We start from the raw sequence: 20,431 nt of genomic DNA on the forward strand, positions 1-20,431 counted from the left end.
GCCGGGCGACGAGGGGACGGGACACGGATGGCGGGCACGGTGGAGGCACTGTGGACCTACGTCGACGAACACCGCGCGCAGCTCCTGTTCGACAGCTACCAGCACGTCAGCGCCGTCGTGCAGAGCGTGCTGATCGCCACCGTCATCGGCGTGGCGATCGGCGTCGCCGCCTACCGCAGCCGCTGGGCGTCCGACCTCGCGACCACGACGTCGAGCGTCATCCTGACGGTCCCGGCCTTCGCGCTGCTCGGTCTGCTGATCCCGCTGTTCGGTCTCGGCGTCATCACCAGCGTCACCGCGCTGGTGCTGTACTCGCTGCTGCCGATCATCCGGAACACCATCGTCGGCCTCAATGCCGTCGACCCCGCGCTCATCGATGCGGCGCACGGCATCGGCCTGAGCCGCCTGCAGACGCTGCGCCGGGTGGAGCTGCGCCTGGTGTGGCCGTCGATCCTGTCCGCGATGCGGCTGTCCACCCAGATGTCGATGGGCGTGCTGGCGATCGCGGCGTACGTCAAGGGGCCGGGGCTGGGCAACCTCATCTTCGCCGGCCTCGCGCGGGTCGGCAGTCCCACCGCGCTGCCGATGGCGCTCACCGGCACCCTGCTCATCGTCATCCTCGCGCTCGCGCTCGACGCGGCGCTGGTCCTGCTCGGCCGCCTCACGACGTCGAAAGGCATTCAGTGACAACCTCCGCCGCGACCCTCCCCGCCCCGTCCGACGGACCCACCGGCGTCCGCATCCTGCTCGACCACGTGTCCAAGGTCTATCCCGGCTCGGACTCGCCGGCGGTCGACGACGTCTCGCTGGACATCCCCGCCGGCGAGATCGTGGTGTTCGTGGGCCCGTCGGGCTGCGGCAAGACCACGACGATGCGGATGATCAACCGGCTCAGCGAGCCCACCTCGGGCCGCGTGCTCATCGGCGACGAGGATGCGCTGTCCATCAAGCCGACCCAGCTGCGCCGGTCGATCGGGTACGCCATCCAGCAGGCGGGGCTGTTCCCGCACATGACCATCCGGCAGAACGTCGGCCTGGTGCCGGGCCTGCTGAAGTGGAGCCGCAAGAAGATCGACGAGCGCGTCGACCAACTGCTCGACACCGTCGGTCTGGAACCCCGCCAGTACGCCGAGCGCTACCCGCGGCAGCTGTCCGGCGGCCAGCAGCAGCGCGTCGGCGTGGCCCGCGCGCTGGCCGCCGACCCGCCGGTGCTGCTGATGGACGAGCCGTTCGGCGCCGTCGACCCCATCACCCGCAGCGCGCTGCAGGACGAGCTGCTGCGCCTGCAGGGCGAACTCGGCAAGACCATCGTGTTCGTCACGCACGACTTCGGCGAGGCCGTGAAGCTGGGGGACCGCATCGCCGTCCTCGGCCCGAAGTCGGCGGTGCTGCAGTACGACACCCCGCAGACGATCCTCGCCAACCCCGCCGACGAGACCGTCGCCGGCTTCGTCGGGTCGGGCGCCTCGCTGCGCCAGCTCGGACTGCTGCGGGTCGAGGACGTCGCCCTGCGGACGCATCCCTCGGTCCGCGAGGACGACGGGGTGGACGCGGTGCGCGCCGCGCTGGCAGGCAGCGAGTTCGACTGGGCCGTGGTGCTCGACGCGCGGGACCGCCCGGTGAGCTGGGTGCGCGAGAGCGAACTCGCCCACGCGAACGCGCTCGCCGACGTCACCGAGCACCTCGACGTCGTCAGCACCCGCGCCACGCTCGAGGACGCGCTGGAGGCCATCCTCGCCGAGCAGCACGCGTCGGCCGTGGTCGCCGACGCCGAGCACCGCTACGCCGGCGTCGTCACCCTGGACACGCTCATCGACACCATCACCCGGCTGCGCAGCGAGGCGACGCACGAGGAAGCCGGCCCGACGGCGGAGCAGACCGGCCCGTGACCGCCACCGACACCACCTCCGGCACCGCCACCGCGGTACGGGGCCGCGCCGAGCGGCTCCGGCTGCTGATCCAGCCCGCCCTGGTGCTGGTCGTCGGTGCCGCCGTGGTGTTCTGGGCGTTCGACCGCGACCTCACCGCCACCCAGCAGGAGAACGTCAACGCCGCGAACGTGGCCCTGTTGATCTGGCAGCACCTGCTCATCACGGCCGCGGTCACCGTGATCGTGCTCGCCGTCGGGGTGCCGCTCGGCGTCCTGGTCACCCGGCCGGGTGCCCGGCGGTTGCGGCCGCTGGTGGTCGGCATCGCCAACGTCGGCCAGGCGGCGCCGGCCATCGGCCTGCTGGTGCTGCTGTTCCTGCTCACCGCGACGACCGGCTTCTGGATCGGCGTGCTGCCGATCGCGCTGTACTCGCTGCTCCCGGTGCTCTCCAGCACCATCCTCGGCATCGACGAGGTGGACGAGGCACTGGTCGACGCCGGCCGCGGGCAGGGACTGTCGCGCCGGTCGCTGCTGCTGCGGGTCGAGCTGCCGCTCGCGGTGCCCTACATCCTGGCCGGCCTGCGCACGTCGCTGGTGCTGGCCGTCGGCACCGCCACGCTGTCGTTCCTCGTCAACGCCGGCGGGCTCGGCATCCTCATCGACACCGGCTACAAGTTGCAGGACGACGTGACGCTGATCCTTGGCAGCGTGCTCGCGGTGTGCCTGGCACTGCTGGTCGACTGGCTGGGCGGCCTGGCCGAGTACTTCCTCAACCCGAAGGGGCTGCGATGACCCGGGCGGGCCTGCGGGCGGTGCTCGCCGCGGTGTGCGCGGTGGGACTGGTGGGGTGCGGGCTGGGCTCCGGCAGCAGCGTCCCGCTGCGCGTCGGACCCGGCTCCATCCAACCGACGCCCGGCCTGAAGGGCGTCGAGATCACCGTCGGCTCGAAGGAGTACACCGAACAGGTCATCCTCGGCTACGTCCTGGAGTACGCGCTCTCGGCCGCCGGCGCCGACGTCCGCGACCTCACCGGGATCGTGGGTTCCCGGTCCACCCGGGAGGCGCAGCTGTCCGACCAGGTCGACGTCGCCTACGAGTTCACCGGCAACGCCTGGATCAACTACCTCGGCCACGAGCTGCCGATCCCCGACACCCGCAAGCAGTTCGAGTCCGTGCGCGACGAGGACTTGGCCCGCAACGACATGGTGTGGTTGGAACCGGGTCCGATGGACGACACCTACGCGCTCGCCGCCAGCACGGCGACCATCGACCGGACCGGGGTGCGCACGCTCTCGCAGTACGCCGACCTGGTGCGTCGCGACCCGGCGGCGGCACGCACCTGCGTGGACACCGAATTCCGGGCGCGCCAGGACGGCTTCCCCGGCATGGCCGCGGCCTACGGCTTCGACGCGGCCCGCGCGCAGACGCCGATCCTGCAGGTCGGCATCATCTACCAGGCCACGGCCGACGCCACGCAGTGCGACTTCGGCGAGGTGTTCACCACCGACGGGCGCATCGCCGCGCTCGACCTGACGGTGCTCACCGACGACAAGCAGTTCTTCGCGCACTACAACCCGTCGGTCACCATGAAGCGGTCCTTCTTCGAGGCGCACCCCGAGATCGCGGAGGTGACGGCCCCGGTGACCGCGGCGCTGACGAACGAGGCCATCATCGAGATGAACAAGCAGGTCGACGTCGACGGCCGGGACCCGAGCGTGGTGGCCCGGGACTGGATGGTCGCGAAGGGCTTCGTCACGGCCGAATGACGGCTCCCGGGGGCCGGCGCGCGGACGACTGCGCCGCTGGTCACGGGATTTGGCCGAGGGCAGATCGTCAGGCATACTGTTCGGGTTGCCTGCAGCCGGGACGTACCCTCACGGGTCCGCCGGGCACAGGCATGCGACCAGCACCCGTACGGGTGCATCCGGTCCCCACCTCGAGCGTGACGGATTTCCGACGCGGACGAGTGTGCGCGCGGGCGACACACCCGAGCGCGGGGGTCGGTGAACCACAGACAGGAAAACAGCGGCGGCACAGCTGCGCGCGACCGGGTTCCTCCCGGCGTGCCGGCGACACCAGGCCCATAAGGGTCCACCGAGTGTGGGCCACGAACAGTGAGGTAGGAGAAGCGTGGCGGGACAGAAGATCCGCATCAGGCTGAAGGCCTACGACCACGAGGCGATCGACGCCTCTGCGCGCAAGATCGTCGAGACGGTCACCCGGACGGGCGCGAGCGTGGTCGGCCCGGTGCCGCTGCCGACCGAGAAGAACGTGTACTGCGTCATCCGGTCCCCGCACAAGTACAAGGACTCGCGGGAGCACTTCGAGATGCGCACGCACAAGCGCCTCATCGACATCCTCGACCCGACGCCGAAGACCGTGGACGCTCTCATGCGCATCGATCTGCCGGCCAGCGTCGACGTGAACATCCAGTAGGAGAACCAGAACTCATGGCACGCAAGGGAATTCTGGGCACCAAGCTGGGCATGACGCAGGTGTTCGACGAGAACAACCGGGTCGTCCCGGTCACGGTCGTCAAGGCCGGCCCCAACGTGGTGACCCGCATCCGCACGACCGAGCGCGACGGCTACAGCGCCGTCCAGCTCGCCTACGGTGAGATCAGCCCCCGCAAGGTGACCAAGCCGGTCACCGGTCAGTACGCCGCCGCGGGCGTCAACCCGCGCCGCCACCTCGCCGAGCTGCGGCTCGACGACGAGGCCGCCGCCGCGGAGTACGAGGTCGGCCAGGAGCTGACCGCCGAGATCTTCGCCGACGGCACGTACGTCGACGTGACCGGCACCAGCAAGGGCAAGGGCTTCGCCGGCACGATGAAGCGGCACGGCTTCCGCGGCCAGGGCGCAGCCCACGGCGCGCAGGCCGTGCACCGGCGCCCCGGCTCGATCGGTGGCTGCGCCACCCCGGGTCGCGTCTTCAAGGGCACCCGCATGTCGGGCCGCATGGGTAGCGACCGCGTCACCACGCAGAACCTGAAGGTGCACAAGGTCGACGCCGAGAACGGCGTCATCCTGATCAAGGGCGCCATCCCCGGCCGCAACGGCGGACTCGTCGTGGTTCGCAGCGCGATCAAGCGAGGTGAGAAGTAATGGCCAAGTCCATCGACGTTCGTACCCCGGGCGGTTCGAGCGAGGGCAGCGTCGAGCTGCCCGCCGAGCTGTTCGACGTGGAGCCGAACATCGCTCTGATGCACCAGGTGGTGACCGCGCAGCTCGCGGCCGCCCGCCAGGGCACGCACTCGACCAAGACCCGCGGTGAGGTCTCCGGCGGCGGCAAGAAGCCGTACCGCCAGAAGGGCACCGGCCGCGCCCGTCAGGGTTCGACCCGCGCACCGCAGTTCACCGGTGGTGGCACGGTGCACGGACCCAAGCCGCGCGACTACAGCGAGCGGACGCCCAAGAAGATGATCGCCGCCGCGCTGCGCGGTGCGCTGTCCGACCGGGCCCGCAACGACCGGATCCACGCGGTCACCGAGCTGATCAGCGGCCAGACGCCGTCGACCAAGGAGGCCAAGGCCTTCCTGGGCAGCCTCTTCGCCGATCGCACGCCCGGACGGCACAAGGTGCTCGTCGTCATCGGGCGCACCGACGAGGTGGGCACCCGCAGCGTGCGCAACCTGCCCGGCGTGCACGTCATCTCGCCGGACCAGCTCAACACGTACGACGTGCTCAACGCCGACGACGTGGTGTTCAGCGTCGAGGCGCTCAACGCCTACATCGCGCGGGCGAGCAAGACCAAGGAAGAGGTGTCGGCCTGATGGCTACCGTGACCGATCCCCGCGACATCATCCTGGCCCCGGTCATCTCCGAGAAGAGCTACGCCCTGATCGAGGACAACGTGTACACGTTCGTCGTGCACCCGTCCTCGAACAAGACGCAGATCAAGATCGCGATCGAGAAGATCTTCGACGTCAAGGTCGACTCGGTGAACACGGCCAACCGGCAGGGCAAGCGCAAGCGCACCCGCACCGGCTACGGCCAGCGCAAGGGCACCAAGCGCGCCATCGTCACGCTGGCCGCGGGCAGCAAGCCGATCGACCTCTTCGGAGCGCCGGCCTGACGGGCCCGCGAAGGACTTAGGAAGACTTAGAGATGGCTATTCGCAAGTACAAGCCGACGACCCCGGGTCGCCGCGGTTCGAGCGTCTCGGACTTCGCCGAGATCACCCGGTCGACGCCGGAGAAGTCGCTCGTCAAGCCGCTGCACGGCACCGGTGGCCGCAACGCGCACGGCCGCATCACCACCCGGCACAAGGGTGGCGGCCACAAGCGTGCGTACCGCGTGATCGACTTCCGTCGCCACGACAAGGACGGCGTCGACGCCAAGGTCGCGCACATCGAGTACGACCCCAACCGCACCGCGAACATCGCGCTGCTGCACTACCTGGACGGCGAGAAGCGCTACATCATCGCGCCGCAGGGTCTGCGTCAGGGCACGATCGTGGAGTCGGGCGCCAACGCCGACATCAAGCCGGGCAACAACCTGCCGCTGCGCAACATCCCCGCCGGTACGGTCATCCACGCCGTGGAGCTGCGCCCGGGCGGCGGCGCCAAGCTGGCCCGCTCCGCCGGCGTCAGCATCCAGCTGCTCGGCAAGGAGGGCACCTACGCGGCCCTGCGCATGCCCTCGGGTGAGATCCGCCGCGTCGACGTGCGCTGCCGCGCCACCGTCGGCGAGGTCGGCAACGCCGAGCAGGCGAACATCAACTGGGGCAAGGCTGGCCGCATGCGGTGGAAGGGCAAGCGCCCCACCGTCCGCGGTGTCGTGATGAACCCGGTCGACCACCCGCACGGTGGCGGCGAGGGCAAGACCTCCGGTGGTCGCCACCCGGTCAGCCCGTGGGGCAAGCCCGAGGGCCGCACCCGCAAGCCCAACAAGCCGAGCGACAAGCTCATCGTCCGACGCCGGCGCACCGGCAAGAAGCGCTAGGTAGGAGCCACCGATGCCACGCAGCCTGAAGAAGGGCCCGTTCGTCGACGACCATCTGCTCAAGAAGGTCGACGTCCAGAACGAGAAGAACACCAAGCAGGTCATCAAGACCTGGTCGCGTCGTTCGACCATCATCCCCGACTTCATCGGTCACACCTTCGCGGTCCACGACGGCCGCAAGCACGTGCCGGTGTTCGTCACCGAGGCGATGGTCGGGCACAAGCTGGGCGAGTTCGCCCCCACCCGCACCTTCAAGGGTCACATCAAGGATGACCGGAAGGCCAAGAGGCGCTAAATGAGTACCACGATCGAATACCCGTCCGCGCAGGCCGTCGCCCGCTACGTGGGCATCTCGGCCAGCAAGGCGCGCCGCGTCATCGACCTGGTCCGCGGCAAGAGCGTCGAGCAGGCGCTCGACATCCTGCGGTGGGCACCGCAGCAGGCCAGCGAGCCGGTGGCGAAGGTCATCGCCAGCGCTGCGGCCAACGCGCAGAACAACGACGGCCTGGACCCGACGACGCTCGTCGTCGCGGCGATCTACGCCGACGAGGGCCCGACGGCCAAGCGCATCCGGCCGCGCGCCCAGGGGCGTGCGTACCGGATCCGCAAGCGCACCAGCCACATCACGGTGATCGTGGAGAGCCGGCCCGCCAAGGACGGCCGCGGCCGGGGCGCAACCGGCGCCACCGCGTCCGCCGCCCGTGCGCGCCGCGCCCAGGGCAGCAAGGCCGCCGCCAAGAAGGCGGACACCACCGCGCCCGAGACCGCCGATTCGAAGGGAGGCTCGGAGTAGTGGGCCAGAAGATCAACCCGCACGGCTTCCGCCTCGGCATCACGACCGACTGGAAGTCCCGCTGGTACGCCGACAAGCAGTACGCGGACTACGTCAAGGAGGACGTGGCGATCCGCCGTCTGCTGGCCACCGGTCTGGAGCGCGCCGGCATCGCCGACGTGGAGATCGAGCGCACCCGCGACCGGGTCCGCGTCGACATCCACACCGCGCGTCCGGGCATCGTGATCGGCCGCCGCGGCACCGAGGCCGACCGCATCCGCGCCGACCTGGAGAAGCTCACCAAGAAGCAGGTGCAGCTGAACATCCTCGAGGTGAAGAACCCCGAGAGCCAGGCGCAGCTGGTGGCCCAGGGCGTGGCCGAGCAGCTGAGCAACCGCGTCGCGTTCCGCCGTGCCATGCGCAAGGCGATCCAGTCGGCCATGCGCCAGCCCAACGTCAAGGGCATCCGCGTGCAGTGCTCGGGCCGTCTCGGCGGCGCCGAGATGAGCCGCTCGGAGTTCTACCGCGAGGGTCGGGTGCCGCTGCACACGCTGCGTGCGGACATCGACTACGGCCTCTACGAGGCGAAGACCACCTTCGGCCGCATCGGCGTCAAGGTGTGGATCTACAAGGGCGACATCGTCGGTGGCAAGCGCGAGCTGACCGCCGCCGCGCCCGCCGGCGCCGACCGGCCGCGTCGCGAGCGTCCGTCGGGCACCCGCCCGCGTCGCAGCGGTGCCTCGGGTACCACGGCGACCAGCACCGACGTCGGCCGCGCGGCCACCGAGGAAGCTCCTGCCATCGCCGAGGCGACGGTGGGCACCGAGGCGGCCGCGGGAACCGCAGAGAACACGGAGAGCTAGTCATGCTGATTCCCCGCAAGGTCAAGCACCGCAAGCAGCACCACCCCAAGCAGCGTGGGCTCGCCAGCGGCGGGACCTCGGTCAGCTTCGGTGACTACGGCATCCAGGCCCTCGGCCATGCCTACATCACCAACCGGCAGATCGAGTCGGCGCGTATCGCCATCAACCGGCACATCAAGCGTGGCGGCAAGGTGTGGATCAACATCTTCCCGGACCGTCCGCTGACCAAGAAGCCCGCCGAGACCCGCATGGGTTCCGGTAAGGGTTCGCCGGAGTGGTGGGTCGCCAACGTCAAGCCCGGCCGCATCCTGTTCGAGCTGAGCTACCCGGACGAGAAGACCGCGCGCGAGGCCCTGACCCGCGCGATCCACAAGCTGCCGATCAAGGCACGCATCGTTACCAGAGAGGAGCAGTTCTGATGGCAGTGGGAACCTCGCCTGGCGAACTGCGCGAGCTGACCGACGACGAGCTGACCAGCCGTCTGCGCGAGTCGAAGGAAGAGCTGTTCAACCTTCGCTTCCAGATGGCCACCGGGCAGCTGGCGAACAACCGTCGGCTCCGCACGGTGCGACAGGAGATCGCACGGGTATACACCGTGCTGCGGGAACGTGAGTTGGGTCTGGCCGCCGGACCCGGAGGTGAGGATTCGTAATGGCCGAGACCGAGAAGGGGCCCAAGCACACGCCCCGTACCGAGAAGCCGCGTGGACGTCGCAAGACGACCATCGGCTACGTGGTGAGCGACAAGATGCAGAAGACCATCGTCGTCGAGCTGGAGGATCGCAAGAGCCACCCGCTGTACGGCAAGGTCGTCCGCACCACCAAGAAGGTGAAGGCGCACGACGAGAACGGCATCGCCGGCGTCGGTGACCGCGTCTCCCTGATGGAGACCCGGCCGCTGTCCGCGACCAAGCGGTGGCGTCTGGTCGAGGTGCTCGAGAAGGCCAAGTAGCCACTCGACGAACGTAGAAGCCCCCGTGCGCAGTGCGCACGGGGGCTTTTCGCGCGGAGGTGACTTTGGTCCCTTTTTTGACGTATACGTCACTTCTTGAGACTTTTCGTCTCATTACAACTTTGCCAGCGGCGAACGCTCACTACCATCACGCCCTGTGAGGATGTTGACCCCGAATGTGCTGCGCGTCGTCTCCGTCGGGTGCGCGAGCGCGTTGCTGTTCGCCGCGCCATCGCTGCCCGCGTGGGCGGAACCCGCTCCGGGAGGCCAGGTTGCCGACGCCCCCACCCTGGGGTTGACGTCGCTGGGCGTCAACGCCGACCTGTCGCTCTACGGCGCCGAGGGCACCCAGACCCTGACCATCCCGGTGCCGTCCGGACTGGCGCCCGCGGCCCTCAACGCCGTCGTCGAACTCCCGCCCACGGTGGGATCCGGCGTGCTGACGGTGTCGCAGGACAACCGCACGATCTCGCGCGTGCCGCTGCCCGTCGAGGACCGCGCGCCGATCTCGATCCCGCTGGCGGGCGCGGAGGTCGAGGGCAATGCCGTCAGCCTGGTGTTGCGCAGCAACCTGCTGCCGCGCGACGGCGCCTGCCTCTACGACACGACCACCCCGCTGCGGCTCACCGAGGCGGCGGTCGGCTACACCGGCGTCGAGCAGGCGCCGCGCGCCGTCGCCGACTTCCTGCCGCCGATCCTGCAGAAGCTCACCATCTTCGTCCCCGCGGCGCCGTCGCAGTCCGAGACCGATGCGGCCGTCCGGCTCACCACCGCCGTGATCGCCCGCTACGGCCAGCAGAACACCGACGTCGACCTGCAACCGTTGCCCGCCGACGCCACGACGCCGCCCGCACCGTCACAGCCGTTCGAACGCCAGGTCGTCATCCGCGAGGGCGGTGACGTCGGCCTCGTGCTGCAGAACGGCGAGGGCGTGCCCGCCCTCGAGATCAGCGGCGGCGGCAACGAACTCATCAACCAGACCCGCCTGCTGAGCAGCAACCTGTCGACGCTGGCGCTGGCCTCCAAGGCCATCGCCGGGCCGCTGACCAGCAGCCCGCGGCTGCCCGGCAACGAGGTCACCATCCGGCAGCTCGGCCAGCCCGGGGTCAACGCGACCGCGCTGGAGCCACAGGTGTCGGTCAACCTCGACCAGACGCGGCTGGGTCGCCCGTCCGGGGACATCCGCGTGCACCTGAAGGGGTCCTACACGCCGCTACCGTCGGTCGTCGGGGGACAGGTGGTCGCCACCGTCGGCGGCCAGGCCGTCGACCGTTGGCCCACCGACGGCACCGGCATCATCGACCGCTGGGTGGCCGTGCCGAACGAGCTGCGAACCCGTTACGTCAACCTCGACGTCGCCGTCGACATCGCCGGAAACACCGGCGGCTGCGGCGAATTCCAGCCGGTCGAGCTGATCATCGACGGCGCCACCACGGTGCAGAGCGTTCCGGCCTCCCCGCCGGTGCCCGACGGCTTCGAATCCCTGCCGCAGGCGCTGCTGCCCAAGACCACCATCGGCGTCACGCCGGAATCGTTCGCCGACGCCAGCCGGGCCGTCACGATCGCCGAGGGCCTGCAGCGGCTCGGCCCGCTGCCGCTGGACACGACGGTGGTGCCCATCGACGACGCCGTGGGCACGGCTGGTCCGCTGGTGCTGATCTCGGCCGACGGCTGGTCGGATCGGCGCGTGACGCTTCCGGTGGCCGGTGACGGCAACGACGAGCTGACCGTTGCCGGCGGCGACGGTGGCGACCCGGCGACCGTGACGCTCGAGCCCGGCCTCAAGTTCGGGTCGCTGCAGACGGTCTACGACGGATCGCGGACCGTCCTCGTCGCGACGTCCAACGGCGATGCCGCACAACTCGACTCGCTGCTGGAGTACCTCGACACCGACCCGGACCGGTGGTCGGCGCTGCGCGGCGACGCCGTGGTGTCCGCCCCCGACCGCGACCCCGTCACGGTGCGGGCCGACGCCGCGCAGGCGGCCGCGCAGTCCGACGGCGGTCCGGCGACGAGCCCGCTGGTCTGGGTGGCCGTGGCCGTCGGTGTCCTCGTCGTCCTCGGGCTGCTCGCCTGGCTGCTGTCGCGCCGTCGCCATCGCCGGAATCCGGCCGCACCGTGACCGCGACGGCGTCCGAGGACGTCGAGTCAGCCGCCACCGCGGAGGAGCCGCGCACCAGCCGGTTCTACGCGTTCCTCGGACACCCGTACACCCGGGTGTCGCTGCGGTGGCTGCTCATCGTCGCGTTGACGCTCGTCGCGTTCTGGCCGTCGCTGGTGAGCCTCTACGACAGCACGCGGGGCAACAGCCTCAACGGCTACGTCTGGCTGGTGCCGCTCGCCGGCGTCCTCGCCGCGCAGGGCGTCGCGCGGCGGCCACGCACCCAACTGCCCATCCACGACCGGCAGACCGACGTGATCGTCGGCGTGATGGGTCTGGTGTTCGCCCTGCTGCTCTGCGGCGTCCTGACGCGGCGTTACGGCATGTGGTTCCAGCTGGTGCGCTTCGACCTGCTCGGCATGTGGGTCTTCGTCTTCAGTTGCGCCATCGTCCTGTTCGGGCTGCGGCCGGCCGGCCGGTACCTCGGCGTGTGGGTGCTCACGCTGATGGTCTTCACGCTGCCCTACCAGATCGTGGTGATCGTGCTCGGCGGCAGCAGGCTCGCCGCCGGCGCGGTGGCGCTGATCATCGCGGGGTGGGCGACGGCACTCGCGGTGGGCCGCACGACGCGCCGCGCCCTGGTGGGCGCCGGGCTCGCGTGGGCCGTCGGTCTGGCCGTCCTGCTGGTCATCAACTTCCGGTTCCCGTCCGCCCCGGTGTTCGTGTACCAGGCCGTCCCGACGCTCACCGCCATCGTGCTCGTCGCCTGCGTCATGTTCGCGTTCGCCCGGCGCGGCGGCCGGATGCGCACCGCGTCGCGGGCGGTGGCCTCGCCGGCCACCACCAACGTCTGGCGGGTGGTGCCGCTGCTGGTGGCGGTCGCCGCGGTGCTCACGCTGGTCAAGCTGCCTGCCCAGGGCACCCCACCGTCGATGCGATTCGACGCCCTCGAGATCACCGGCCCGCTGGTGGCACCCGCCGGCTGGCGGCTCGCCGAGACCGAGGAATACCCGTGGGTGAAGCGGCTGCACGGCAAGTCCGCGATGCTGACCCGCCAGCGCATGGTCGCCGACGTCGGAAACCCGCAGTGGGACAAGCTGTCCCGGCCGCGGACCGTGATCGTCGACAACGTCTACACCCAGCGGCCGTTCTCGTTCTTCGTCTATCCCGCCAAGGTGCTCTACGACGTGACCGCCACCCGGCTGAGTCAGGTCCGCCGCGTGGACCTCGGCTACGGCGTGATCGGCGAGCTGATGTCCGGCGTCGATGACAACCTGCACGTCACCTGGAACATGCTGCAGTGGACCTGGCTCAACCGCGACCGTGCGCAACGGATCCTCGTCTTCACCGTCGACAACCACGACGACGACGCCCCGTTCCCGGAGCCGTCGGGGGCGCTGCTCCCCACGTTGAACACGCTGCTGACGGTCCTGTTCCGAGGGAACTCCGCCGTCGACGACACCAACCCGGAATTCAAGGACGCCGACCTGCTCGAGGTCTTCGGCCGCGACATCGTCGCCGCGCAACTGCGTCCGCTGGGCCTGGCGCCCGCGAGCCAGGTCGCGGCGCCGTGACCTACGCCGTCGACGACCTCACCACCGCCGAGCAGGACCGCGCCCTGCACCGCGCGATCAACGGGCTGCGTGACGACGACCCGCTGAGTTCGGCGGCCGTGCCGATCATGGGCTGGCAGAAGGCGGCGCTCGCGGTGGTGGCCGTGGTGATCCTCGGCTGCGGGATCCTCTCGCCGATGGGCACCGTCGTCGGACTGATCGGCATCTGCACCTTCGGCTACGTGTGCACCATGGCCGACCGCGTGCTCATCTTCCGACGCGGCCTGGCGGCGCGGCCCATCGTCGTGAGCGACGAACGCGCACGGGCCATTCCGGACGCCGACCTGCCGCCGTACACGATCCTGGTGCCCGCCTACAACGAGCCGGAGGTCGTCGACGACCTGCTGGCGGCGATGGCGGCGCTGGAGTATCCGCGGGAGAAGCTGCAGATCCTGCTGCTGCTCGAAGCCGACGACGACGTCACGATCACCGCCGCGAAGCGGTGCAAGGACTCCGAGGCCATCACCATCGTGCTGGTGCCCCCGGCCGAGCCGCGGACCAAGCCGAAGGCGTGCAACTACGGGTTGCAGTTCGCCACCGGCGAGATCGTCACGATCTACGACGCCGAAGACCTGCCGGAGCCGCTGCAGCTGCGCCGGGTCGTCGCCGCCTTCGCCGACCTGCCCGAGGACGTCGCCTGCATCCAGGCCAGGCTGGCGTACCACAACGGCCACCAGAACATGCTGACCGGCTGGTTCACCGCCGAGTACGGACTGTGGTTCGGCTACCTGCTGCCCGGGCTGATGAGCACGGAGTCGCCGATCCCGTTGGGCGGCACGTCCAATCACCTCAAGCACCCGGTGCTCGACAAGATCGGCGCGTGGGACCCGCACAACGTGACCGAGGACGCCGACCTGGGGTTGCGGATCTCCGCGTCGGGCTACCACACCGCCGTCGTCGACTCGGTCACCCTCGAAGAGGCCAACAGCGACCCGATCAACTGGATACGGCAGCGCTCCCGGTGGTACAAGGGGTACCTGCAGACCTGGCTGGTGCACATGCGCCGGCCGCTGGCGCTGGTGCGCACGATCGGTGTGCGCAACTTCATCCGGTTCAACCTGGTCCTCGCCGGCACCCCGATCGTCGCCGTCCTGAACCTGGCTTTCTGGCTCATCACCGCCATGTGGTTCCTCGGGCAACCCGAACTCATCGGCGCGGTGTTCCCGGCGTTCATCTACTTCCCGGCGCTCATCGCGCTGGTCTTCGGCAACTTCGCGACGCTGTACATGAACATGATCGCGCTGCGCGAGGACGACCGCTCCGACCTGCTGGGCGCCGCGCTCACCGTGCCGCTGTTCTGGCTCATGATGAGCATCGCCGCGGCGAAGGGCACCTACCAGTTGATCCGCAATCCGTCGTACTGGGAGAAGACCTTCCACGGGCTGTCCGAGAAGCCGGCCGACGACGGCGATCCCCCCGGATGAGCGCGCTGAGCGACCGCAGGCTGAAGACGCTGGCCTATGTGGGCTCGCTGGCGGTCTACCTGGCCGTCGGGTACTGGCTGCAGGTGCGGCACGGCTTCATCCTCGGCGATGCCCTCTCCCGGGTGTCGGCCGCGCAGAGCGTGTTGTTCAGCCGCGACCCGCACCTGGCGGCCATCGGCTTCATCTTCACCCCGCTCACGGCGATGCTCCAGCTTCCGCAGATAGCGCTCAGCCCGCTGTGGCCGGCGCTGGCCGACCGCGCCTTCGCGGGCTCCATCATGTCGTCGGTCTTCATGGCCGGCGCCGTCGTGCAGGTCCTGTCGATAGGCAGCGACCGCGGCCTGCCGCGCGGCTACACCGTCGCGATCGCCGCGCTGTTCGCCCTCAACCCGATGATCGTCTTCTACGGCTCCAACGGCATGAGCGAGGCGCCGTTCGTCTTCTTCACCACCTGGGCGGTGCGACGCCTCATCGCCTGGATGATCGACGACGACGTACACCACCTGATCGCCGCGGGCGGCATCGCGATGGGCCTGTCCTACCTCACCCGGTACGACGCCGTCGGCTGCATCGCCGCCGCGGGCGTCGTCGTCTTCGTCACCACCTACCTGCGCGCGCCGGCCGCACCGCGGTGGCGCCGCGCGCTGCTCGACCTGCTGTTGGTGAGCGGACCGGGGCTCGCCGCGTTCATCGGCTGGGCCGTGACGAGCTGGCTGATCACGGGACAACCGTTCGCCCAGTTCACCTCCCAGTACGGCAACAGCGCGATCCTGCAGCAGACCGGTCAGCCGGCCGAACACTTCGGCGCCGGCCTCGTCTTCGCGGCGACGTGCGTGACGCTGCTGGCGCCGACCCTCGTGCCGCTGGCGGTGTGGGCGGGCGTCGTGCGCTGGCGACGGCCGTACGGATCGACGGTGGTGGTGCCGCTGGCGCTGTTCGGTGCGGTGCTGGCGTTCCAGGCGTACACGTATGCGTCCGGGTCGACCTTTCCGTTCCTGCGGTTCTACATCGCGGCGGTGCCGATGGCCGCGGTGTTGGCGCTGCTCGCGGTGCCCGAAGGTGCGTTCGCCCGCCCGAAGCGGCGTGGGAAATACGCACCGCCGCAGACGGTTTCGCGACCGCCACGGCGACCGTGGCTGGCCTACGCCCCGGTGGCCCTGGTCTTCGCCGTGACCGTGCCGTCCGCCGCCCACGCGATGACCCTGCCGCGGTACGCGCCGCAGGAGTACGCGCTCGCCTCGGTGCTGGCTCCCGATGCGGACGACCGCTCGGACCGCGGGGCCGTGGAGCGGCGCATCGCCGCGAGTTTCTCCACCGAGCGCGACATCGCCCGGTATCTCGACGCGCTGAACCTGCCGGACAGTTCGGTGATCGTCGACACCGTCTTCGGTTTCGCGGTCGTCGCCGCCTCGCAGCGGCCCAGGACGTTCGTCGTCCCGTCCGACCCCGACTTCACCGAGCTGCTCAACGATCCCGTTGGTCATGGCGTCGAGTACCTGCTGGCCGTGCCGCCCGAGGGGCGCGGTGTGTCGGACGCGCTCAACACGCGCTATCCCACGCTGTACGCCACCGGCGCCGACGTCTCGACGTTGGAACTGGAGATCCCCAACGACGGAGACAGCCAGCCGACGTGGCGGCTGTACCGGGTCGACGAACCGGGGCCGGCAGACGCGCGCGCCACACGTCGGTGATCCGTCGTTGATCTTGACGTCCGATGTGCACCGCGGGGCCACCTGGCCGGTGTAATCTCCGGCCATCCCGTCGAGCCCGAGGCGGGGTGGACGGGATGAGGCGTGATGACGGACGAGAAGACTCCGAAGACCTCGCGCGGCTTCGCCGGCAGGATCGCCCTCGACATCCGGGACTCCGAGCCCGACTGGGGCCCCTACGCCGCGCCGACCGCACCGCCGGGCGCGCCCAACGTCCTGTACCTGGTCTGGGACGACACCGGCATCGCCACCTGGGACTGCTTCGGCGGCCTGGTCGAGATGCCCGCGATGCGGCGACTGGCCGAGCGCGGCGTGCGGTTGAGCCAATTCCACACCACCGCACTGTGTTCCCCGACCCGGGCCTCGCTGCTGACCGGGCGCAACGCCACCACGGTCGGCATGGCCACCATCGAGGAGTTCACCGACGGGTTCCCCAACTGCAACGGTCGCATCCCCGCCGACACGGCGCTGCTGAGCGAGGTGCTCGCCGAGCGGGGTTACAACACCTACTGCGTCGGCAAGTGGCATCTCACGCCGCTCGAGGAGTCGAATCTCGCGGCGACGAAGCGACATTGGCCGTTGAGTCGCGGATTCGAGCGGTTCTATGGCTTCATGGGTGGCGAGACCGACCAGTGGTATCCCGAACTGGTCTACGACAACCATCCGGTCGCCCCGCCCGCGGGGCCCGAGGACGGCTACCACCTGTCCAAGGACCTCGCCGACAAGACCATCGAATTCATCCGCGACGCCAAGGTCATCGCGCCGGACAAGCCGTGGTTCACCTACCTGTGTCCCGGCGCCGGGCACGCCCCGCACCACGTGTTCGCGGAGTGGGCCGACCGCTACGCCGGCACCTTCGACATGGGGTACGAGCGGTACCGCGAGATCGTGCTGGCGAACCAGAAGGACCTCGGCATCGTGCCGCCGGAGACCGAATTGTCGCCGGTGAACCCGTATCTCGACGTCACGGGGCCGAACGGTGAACCGTGGCCGCTGCAGGACACCGTGCGTCCCTGGGACGAACTGAGCGACGACGAGAAACGCCTCTTCGCCCGCATGGCCGAGGTGTTCGCCGGCTTCCTGTCCTACACCGACGCGCAGATCGGCCGCATCCTGGACTACCTCGAGGAGTCCGGCCAGCTCGACGACACCATCGTCGTCGTCATCTCCGACAACGGCGCCAGCGGGGAGGGTGGGCCCAACGGCTCGGTCAACGAGGTGAAGTTCTTCAACGGCTACGTGGACACCGTCGAGGAGGGGCTGCGCTTCTTCGATTCCCTCGGCGGCCCGCAGACCTACAACCACTACCCGATCGGGTGGGCCATGGCGTTCAACACGCCCTACAAGCTGTTCAAGCGCTACGCATCGCACGAGGGCGGCATCGCCGACACCGCAATCGTGTCCTGGCCGAACGGGATTCGCGCGCACGGCGAGATCCGCGACCACTACGTCAACGTCTGCGACGTGACCCCGACGATCTACGACCTGCTCGGCATCACGCCACCCGAGGAGGTCAACGGCATCGCGCAGAAGCCGCTCGACGGCACCAGCTTCCGCGCGGCACTGGACGACGCGGCCGCCGACACCGGCAAGCGCACGCAGTTCTACTCGATGCTCGGCACCCGGGGCATCTGGCATGACGGCTGGTTCGCCAACACCGTGCACGCCGCCAGCCCGGCCGGCTGGTCGCACTTCGACGACGATCGCTGGGAGCTGTTCCACATCGCCGCCGACCGCAGCCAGTGCCACGACCTCGCCGCCGAGCACCCGGAGAAGCTCGAGGAGCTGCAGCGGCTGTGGTTCGCCGAGGCCGAGAAGTACAACGGGCTGCCGCTGGCCGACCTCAACGTGTTCGAGACGTTCCTGCGGGAGCGGCCCTACCTGGTGCGCGACCGCAAGACCTTCGTCTACTACCCGGACACCGCCGAGGTCGGCATGGGTGCGGCCGTCGAACTGCGCGGCCAGTCCTTCTCCGTGCTGGCCGAGGTAACGGTCGACGCCGCCGGCGCCGAGGGCGTCGTCTACAAGCAGGGCGCCGGGCACGGCGGCCACGTGCTGTTCCTGCGCGAGGGCCGGCTGCACTACGTCTACAACTTCATGGGCGAGGAGGAGCAGCTCGTCGCCGCCGACGATCCCGTGGCGCTCGGGGCGCACGTGCTCGGCGTCCGCTACGACCGCACGGGCACCGTCGAGGGCAGTCACACCCCGCTGGGCGACGTCTCGCTCTACGTCGACGGCCAGGTGGTGGCCACCCGCGCGGGCGTCCGCACCCACCCCGGCAGCTTCGGGCTCGCCGGGGGCGGCGTCGCGGTGGGCCGCAACGCCGGCCAGCCGGTGTCGACGGCCTACGAGGCGCCGTTCCGCTTCACCGGCGGACGCATCGCCCAGGTCGTCGTCGACGTGTCGGGGGAGCCCTACCTCGACGTCGAGGCGGAGTTCGCCCGAGCCTTCGCCAAGGACTGACCGCCGCCGACGTCGGCATTCGCGGCGAGCGCCCGGCGTCGTCGCAGGTGAGACGATTTGGTCCGCGAGGGCCGCTCACCTACTATGTAGGGGTTGCCTTGGGCAGACCTCGGCTGCCGTGGAGTTCGGTGCGTTCAGCACGGTACTCGTCGGAAGCCCTGCGTGCCCTTCGGCAACGAGAACCGCGTACGTCGAGCCGTTTCGTGCTGCCCGCCGTGCCGTGACATGCAAGTAATCGAGGAGATCGAGTGATTCAGCAGGAATCGCGGCTCAAGGTCGCCGACAACACGGGTGCCAAGGAGATCTTGTGCATCCGCGTGCTCGGCGGCTCGTCGCGGCGCTATGCCGGCATCGGCGATGTCATCGTGGCCACCGTCAAGGACGCCATCCCCGGTGGCAACGTGAAGCGTGGCGACGTGGTGAAGGCCGTGGTCGTCCGCACCGTCAAGGAGCGCCGCCGTGCCGACGGCAGCTACATCAAGTTCGACGAGAACGCGGCCGTGATCATCAAGGCCGACAACGATCCGCGCGGCACCCGCATCTTCGGCCCGGTCGGCCGCGAGCTGCGCGAGAAGCGCTTCATGAAGATCGTCTCGCTCGCCCCGGAGGTGTTGTAAGTGAAGGTGCACAAGGGTGACACCGTGCTGGTGATCTCCGGCAAGGACAAGGGAGCCAAGGGCAAGGTCATCGAGGCCTACCCGACCCGGGACAAGGTCCTCGTCGAGGGCGTCAACCGGATCAAGAAGCACACCGCCCAGTCGGCGAACGAGCGTGGCGCGTCCTCGGGCGGCATCGTCACGCAGGAGGCGCCCATCCACGTGAGCAACGTGATGGTCGTGGACTCCGACGGCAACCCGACCCGGATCGGCTACCGCTTCGACGAGGAGACCGGCAAGAAGGTCCGCGTGTCGAAGCGCAACGGCAAGGACATCTGAGATGACGACCGCAGAGAAGGTTCAGCCCCGGCTGAAGCAGCGCTACCGCGACGAGATCCGCACCGCGCTCAACGACGAATTCAAGTACGCCAACGTCATGCAGATCCCCGGCGTGGTCAAGGTGGTCGTCAACATGGGCGTCGGTGACGCCGCCCGCGACGCCAAGCTGATCAACGGCGCGGTCAACGACCTCGCGCTGATCACCGGCCAGAAGCCGGAGATCCGCCGGGCCCGCAAGTCCATCGCGCAGTTCAAGCTGCGCGAGGGCATGCCCATCGGCGCCCGCGTGACGCTGCGCAACGACCGCATGTGGGAGTTCCTCGACCGCCTGGTGTCGATCTCACTGCCCCGTATCCGCGACTTCCGCGGCCTGTCGCCCAAGCAGTTCGACGGCAACGGCAACTACACCTTCGGGCTGAACGAGCAGTCGGTGTTCCACGAGATCGACGTGGACTCCATCGACCGGCCCCGAGGCATGGACATCACCGTCGTCACCTCGGCGACGACCGACGACGAAGGCCGGGCGCTGCTGCGCGCACTCGGCTTCCCGTTCAAGGAGAACTGAGCAGATGGCAAAGAAGGCTCTGGTCAACAAGGCCAAGAAGAAGCCGAAGTTCGCGGTGCGGGCCTACACCCGCTGCAACCGGTGCGGTCGTCCGCACGCGGTGTTCCGCAAGTTCGGCCTCTGCCGGATCTGCGTGCGCGAGATGGCCCACGCCGGCGAGCTGCCGGGCGTGCAGAAGTCCAGCTGGTAACCCACCGGCGAGCGCTCGCGCCCCTGCGCTGA

Annotated in this window: 24 protein-coding genes; all 24 read left to right on the forward strand. The window is 69.6% G+C overall.

The features are described from left to right. The first annotated feature begins 27 nt into the window (after positions 1-27). The 24 genes from FZ046_RS11395 (at position 28) to FZ046_RS11510 (ending at position 20,399) form a co-directional block, all read left to right on the forward strand. A complete protein-coding gene (locus FZ046_RS11395; protein WP_246182966.1) occupies positions 28-687 on the forward strand; it encodes an ABC transporter permease in 660 nt (219 codons plus the stop codon). Then, positions 684-1,889 carry an ATP-binding cassette domain-containing protein gene (locus FZ046_RS11400; RefSeq protein ID WP_070352540.1) on the forward strand — a complete coding sequence of 402 codons (1,206 nt, stop codon included), beginning with the start codon at positions 684-686 and terminating at the stop codon, positions 1,887-1,889. Before FZ046_RS11395 ends, FZ046_RS11400 begins: the two co-directional genes overlap by 4 nt. Next, positions 1,886-2,662 (forward strand): ABC transporter permease, encoded by a 777-nt coding sequence (locus tag FZ046_RS11405; protein ID WP_070352539.1) that lies wholly within the window; start codon positions 1,886-1,888, stop codon positions 2,660-2,662. The genes FZ046_RS11400 and FZ046_RS11405 overlap by 4 nt, the downstream gene beginning before the upstream one ends. Then, entirely contained in the window at positions 2,659-3,636 is a 978-nt protein-coding gene (locus FZ046_RS11410; RefSeq protein ID WP_070352538.1) for a glycine betaine ABC transporter substrate-binding protein, read from the forward strand. Before FZ046_RS11405 ends, FZ046_RS11410 begins: the two co-directional genes overlap by 4 nt. A gap of 364 nt (positions 3,637-4,000) precedes the next feature. Next, positions 4,001-4,306, forward strand: coding sequence for a 30S ribosomal protein S10 (gene rpsJ, locus FZ046_RS11415; protein WP_003883485.1), 306 nt, complete (start codon positions 4,001-4,003; stop codon positions 4,304-4,306). Positions 4,307-4,320: 14 nt separating this feature from the next. Further along, positions 4,321-4,974 (forward strand): 50S ribosomal protein L3, encoded by a 654-nt coding sequence (gene rplC / locus FZ046_RS11420; RefSeq protein WP_070352537.1) that lies wholly within the window; start codon positions 4,321-4,323, stop codon positions 4,972-4,974. Then, positions 4,974-5,642: a 50S ribosomal protein L4 gene (rplD, locus tag FZ046_RS11425; protein ID WP_070352536.1), complete on the forward strand. Its 669-nt coding sequence runs from the start codon at positions 4,974-4,976 to the stop codon at positions 5,640-5,642. Before rplC ends, rplD begins: the two co-directional genes overlap by 1 nt. Beyond that, positions 5,642-5,944, forward strand: a complete 303-nt coding sequence (gene rplW / locus FZ046_RS11430) for a 50S ribosomal protein L23 (RefSeq protein WP_070352535.1) — start codon at positions 5,642-5,644, stop codon at positions 5,942-5,944. The genes rplD and rplW overlap by 1 nt, the downstream gene beginning before the upstream one ends. Before the next feature lie 32 nt (positions 5,945-5,976). Beyond that, a complete protein-coding gene (rplB, locus tag FZ046_RS11435; RefSeq protein ID WP_070352534.1) occupies positions 5,977-6,813 on the forward strand; it encodes a 50S ribosomal protein L2 in 837 nt (278 codons plus the stop codon). A 13-nt stretch (positions 6,814-6,826) separates the two neighbouring features. Further along, a complete protein-coding gene (rpsS, locus tag FZ046_RS11440) occupies positions 6,827-7,108 on the forward strand; it encodes a 30S ribosomal protein S19 (RefSeq protein ID WP_010908582.1) in 282 nt (93 codons plus the stop codon). Continuing rightward, positions 7,109-7,606: a 50S ribosomal protein L22 gene (gene rplV, locus FZ046_RS11445; RefSeq protein ID WP_070352533.1), complete on the forward strand. Its 498-nt coding sequence runs from the start codon at positions 7,109-7,111 to the stop codon at positions 7,604-7,606. It begins immediately after the preceding gene. Beyond that, the gene (gene rpsC / locus FZ046_RS11450) at positions 7,606-8,448 is read left to right on the forward strand and encodes a 30S ribosomal protein S3 (RefSeq protein ID WP_070352532.1); all 843 of its coding nucleotides are present in this window, start codon (positions 7,606-7,608) and stop codon (positions 8,446-8,448) included. Before rplV ends, rpsC begins: the two co-directional genes overlap by 1 nt. Positions 8,449-8,450: 2 nt before the next feature. Continuing rightward, positions 8,451-8,867 (forward strand): 50S ribosomal protein L16, encoded by a 417-nt coding sequence (rplP, locus tag FZ046_RS11455; RefSeq protein WP_070352531.1) that lies wholly within the window; start codon positions 8,451-8,453, stop codon positions 8,865-8,867. Then, entirely contained in the window at positions 8,867-9,100 is a 234-nt protein-coding gene (gene rpmC / locus FZ046_RS11460) for a 50S ribosomal protein L29 (protein WP_070352530.1), read from the forward strand. The genes rplP and rpmC overlap by 1 nt, the downstream gene beginning before the upstream one ends. Then, the gene (rpsQ, locus tag FZ046_RS11465) at positions 9,100-9,399 is read left to right on the forward strand and encodes a 30S ribosomal protein S17 (protein WP_070352529.1); all 300 of its coding nucleotides are present in this window, start codon (positions 9,100-9,102) and stop codon (positions 9,397-9,399) included. Before rpmC ends, rpsQ begins: the two co-directional genes overlap by 1 nt. A gap of 163 nt (positions 9,400-9,562) precedes the next feature. Continuing rightward, a complete protein-coding gene (locus FZ046_RS11470) occupies positions 9,563-11,521 on the forward strand; it encodes a hypothetical protein (RefSeq protein WP_070352528.1) in 1,959 nt (652 codons plus the stop codon). After that, positions 11,518-13,074, forward strand: coding sequence for a hypothetical protein (locus FZ046_RS11475; RefSeq protein WP_070352527.1), 1,557 nt, complete (start codon positions 11,518-11,520; stop codon positions 13,072-13,074). The genes FZ046_RS11470 and FZ046_RS11475 overlap by 4 nt, the downstream gene beginning before the upstream one ends. Further along, on the forward strand, positions 13,071-14,537 hold the full coding sequence (locus tag FZ046_RS11480) for a glycosyltransferase (protein WP_246182967.1): 1,467 nt from the start codon (positions 13,071-13,073) through the stop codon (positions 14,535-14,537). The genes FZ046_RS11475 and FZ046_RS11480 overlap by 4 nt, the downstream gene beginning before the upstream one ends. Further along, positions 14,534-16,228: an ArnT family glycosyltransferase gene (locus tag FZ046_RS11485; RefSeq protein WP_070352525.1), complete on the forward strand. Its 1,695-nt coding sequence runs from the start codon at positions 14,534-14,536 to the stop codon at positions 16,226-16,228. The genes FZ046_RS11480 and FZ046_RS11485 overlap by 4 nt, the downstream gene beginning before the upstream one ends. Positions 16,229-16,333: 105 nt before the next feature. Next, positions 16,334-18,709, forward strand: coding sequence for an arylsulfatase (locus tag FZ046_RS11490; protein WP_070352524.1), 2,376 nt, complete (start codon positions 16,334-16,336; stop codon positions 18,707-18,709). A gap of 248 nt (positions 18,710-18,957) precedes the next feature. Continuing rightward, on the forward strand, positions 18,958-19,326 hold the full coding sequence (rplN, locus tag FZ046_RS11495; RefSeq protein ID WP_003883432.1) for a 50S ribosomal protein L14: 369 nt from the start codon (positions 18,958-18,960) through the stop codon (positions 19,324-19,326). After that, positions 19,327-19,644, forward strand: coding sequence for a 50S ribosomal protein L24 (rplX, locus tag FZ046_RS11500; RefSeq protein ID WP_070352523.1), 318 nt, complete (start codon positions 19,327-19,329; stop codon positions 19,642-19,644). Between the two features lies 1 nt (position 19,645). Then, positions 19,646-20,209, forward strand: coding sequence for a 50S ribosomal protein L5 (rplE, locus tag FZ046_RS11505; protein ID WP_070352522.1), 564 nt, complete (start codon positions 19,646-19,648; stop codon positions 20,207-20,209). 4 nt (positions 20,210-20,213) lie between these two features. After that, entirely contained in the window at positions 20,214-20,399 is a 186-nt protein-coding gene (locus tag FZ046_RS11510) for a type Z 30S ribosomal protein S14 (RefSeq protein WP_070352521.1), read from the forward strand. The last annotated feature ends 32 nt before the right edge of the window (positions 20,400-20,431 follow it).

The sequence above is a fragment of the Mycolicibacterium grossiae genome, from assembly GCF_008329645.1.
GTDB classification, from domain to species: Bacteria; Actinomycetota; Actinomycetes; order Mycobacteriales; family Mycobacteriaceae; genus Mycobacterium; species Mycobacterium grossiae.

What these genes read in the sequence shown, in the direction of transcription:
- rplV (WP_070352533.1), top strand. Translation starts at nt 7,109, where the DNA reads ATGAGTACCACGATCGAATACCCGTCCGCGCAGGCCGTCGCCCGCTAC.
- FZ046_RS11470 (WP_070352528.1), top strand. Translation starts at nt 9,563, where the DNA reads ATGTTGACCCCGAATGTGCTGCGCGTCGTCTCCGTCGGGTGCGCGAGC.
- rpsS (WP_010908582.1), top strand. Translation starts at nt 6,827, where the DNA reads ATGCCACGCAGCCTGAAGAAGGGCCCGTTCGTCGACGACCATCTGCTC.
- rplD (WP_070352536.1), top strand. Translation starts at nt 4,974, where the DNA reads ATGGCCAAGTCCATCGACGTTCGTACCCCGGGCGGTTCGAGCGAGGGC.
- rpsQ (WP_070352529.1), top strand. Translation starts at nt 9,100, where the DNA reads ATGGCCGAGACCGAGAAGGGGCCCAAGCACACGCCCCGTACCGAGAAG.
- rplC (WP_070352537.1), top strand. Translation starts at nt 4,321, where the DNA reads ATGGCACGCAAGGGAATTCTGGGCACCAAGCTGGGCATGACGCAGGTG.
- FZ046_RS11485 (WP_070352525.1), top strand. Translation starts at nt 14,534, where the DNA reads ATGAGCGCGCTGAGCGACCGCAGGCTGAAGACGCTGGCCTATGTGGGC.
- rplB (WP_070352534.1), top strand. Translation starts at nt 5,977, where the DNA reads ATGGCTATTCGCAAGTACAAGCCGACGACCCCGGGTCGCCGCGGTTCG.
- FZ046_RS11490 (WP_070352524.1), top strand. Translation starts at nt 16,334, where the DNA reads ATGACGGACGAGAAGACTCCGAAGACCTCGCGCGGCTTCGCCGGCAGG.
- rplE (WP_070352522.1), top strand. Translation starts at nt 19,646, where the DNA reads ATGACGACCGCAGAGAAGGTTCAGCCCCGGCTGAAGCAGCGCTACCGC.
- rpmC (WP_070352530.1), top strand. Translation starts at nt 8,867, where the DNA reads ATGGCAGTGGGAACCTCGCCTGGCGAACTGCGCGAGCTGACCGACGAC.
- rplW (WP_070352535.1), top strand. Translation starts at nt 5,642, where the DNA reads ATGGCTACCGTGACCGATCCCCGCGACATCATCCTGGCCCCGGTCATC.
- FZ046_RS11395 (WP_246182966.1), top strand. Translation starts at nt 28, where the DNA reads ATGGCGGGCACGGTGGAGGCACTGTGGACCTACGTCGACGAACACCGC.
- rplP (WP_070352531.1), top strand. Translation starts at nt 8,451, where the DNA reads ATGCTGATTCCCCGCAAGGTCAAGCACCGCAAGCAGCACCACCCCAAG.
- FZ046_RS11510 (WP_070352521.1), top strand. Translation starts at nt 20,214, where the DNA reads ATGGCAAAGAAGGCTCTGGTCAACAAGGCCAAGAAGAAGCCGAAGTTC.
- FZ046_RS11410 (WP_070352538.1), top strand. Translation starts at nt 2,659, where the DNA reads ATGACCCGGGCGGGCCTGCGGGCGGTGCTCGCCGCGGTGTGCGCGGTG.